The sequence below is a fragment of the Rhodococcus sp. no. 34 genome (genome assembly GCF_054589475.1).
Window position 1 is genome coordinate 50,974 of sequence record NZ_BAAILK010000038.1, and the last position, 1,277, is coordinate 52,250.

Annotated in this window: 2 protein-coding genes; one reads left to right on the forward strand and one right to left on the reverse strand. The window is 64.0% G+C overall.

Going from position 1 to position 1,277, the window contains the following annotated elements:
• Positions 1-707: isocitrate/isopropylmalate family dehydrogenase (locus ACYP01_RS17115; RefSeq protein ID WP_459681398.1), on the reverse strand; the 707-nt coding region annotated here is incomplete at its 3' end.
• On the opposite strand from ACYP01_RS17115, the gene ACYP01_RS17120 reads away from it, so the two are divergent.
• Positions 673-1,248, forward strand: a complete 576-nt coding sequence (locus tag ACYP01_RS17120; protein ID WP_459681401.1) for a 2'-5' RNA ligase family protein — start codon at positions 673-675, stop codon at positions 1,246-1,248. The two genes, ACYP01_RS17115 and ACYP01_RS17120, sit on opposite strands and share 35 nt — an antisense overlap.
• Positions 1,249-1,277: the final 29 nt, after the last annotated feature.

A 1,277-nucleotide genomic window follows, 5' to 3' on the forward strand; every position in this document is an offset into this window, starting at 1 on the left:
CGAACCAGGTGCGCCGCCATCGCGTCGACGTGCTCGTCGTCGACAACGACGTGCGGGTACTCCGCAGCGACGGTTCGGCAGGCGTCACGGAACAGGCCAGTGGTCAGTGTGAGGACGTTCGCTTTGTGGACGATCGTGACGTGATTGCGCCGTCGCGACGCCAACGCGAAGGCAGTGCGTGCGATCCGTTCACACGCAGCGCGGGTGAACACACCGACGGCCAGCGCGATGTCGGGCGTCGGCATGAATTCACCGCTGCCGACTGCCATGTTCCGATCCGCGTACAACCCCTCGGTGTTCTCACGGACAATCACCAGATCCATGTCGGGGACCATCGCCTTGACACCGGGGAACGCTGCTGCCGGTCGGATGTTCGCGAACAACTCGAACTTTTTCCGGATGACGCCGCCGGGTGTGAGTTGTCCGCGAAACCTCTCCGGATAGGACGCACTGTCGTGGGGTCCGAGAATCCAACCCTGCAGCTGCCCCAACGAATCGATGGTCTCGTCGGGAATCGGTGTGCCGTGGCTGTCGATGGCCGTGCTCCCGAGCGGAAGCTCGACCCACTCGACGGGCGGAGCATGAACCGCTGACAACGCCGCATCCACGATCTGCCGTGTCGCCGGGACGATTTCGTGGCCGATTCCGTCGCCGTGCATGAGTCCCAGCCGCATGGCCGAAGTACCGATTGCGCTCGCACCTGTCATCAGGCAATCATTGCTCACCATGGTCCAGTCGGTGGAATTGCTCCTCGATCCAGTGAGTGAGTCGGCAGTGCGAGCGCAATGGCAGCTTCTCGCCGACGCCGGTTTACCAAGTCAGGCCTCTCATCACAGCCCGTCCAACCGTCCGCACATCACACTGTTCGTCGCCCGTGAGATCCCCGCGGAGGTCGACGAACTGTTGAAGCGGCGCTTCTCGGCCCCGGACTTCGAGGTCCGACTCGGTGGCTACATCGTGTTCGGCGGCAAGCAGATGGTCTTGGCGCGCTCGGTCATTCCTTCGCGCGCACTCCTTCACCTGCACCGAGAAATAGCCGAGGCAACCGTTGGTTCGACGGCGCTTCCCGCCCACGTCGAGCCCGGCGGGTGGACGCCTCATGTGACGCTCGCCCGACGCGTCGAACCTGCACGTCTGGGTGAAGCCATTGCCCTGCTCGGTACCGACGTGATTCACGGGCGCAGCGGCGGGATCAGGCGCTGGGACGGCGAACAGAAGACGGAATGGTTACTGACACCGCCGCTGTGACAGAGCGGGTTGCACGTCGGGTCACCAGG

What these genes read in the sequence shown, in the direction of transcription:
- ACYP01_RS17120 (WP_459681401.1), top strand. Translation starts at nt 673, where the DNA reads ATGGCCGAAGTACCGATTGCGCTCGCACCTGTCATCAGGCAATCATTG.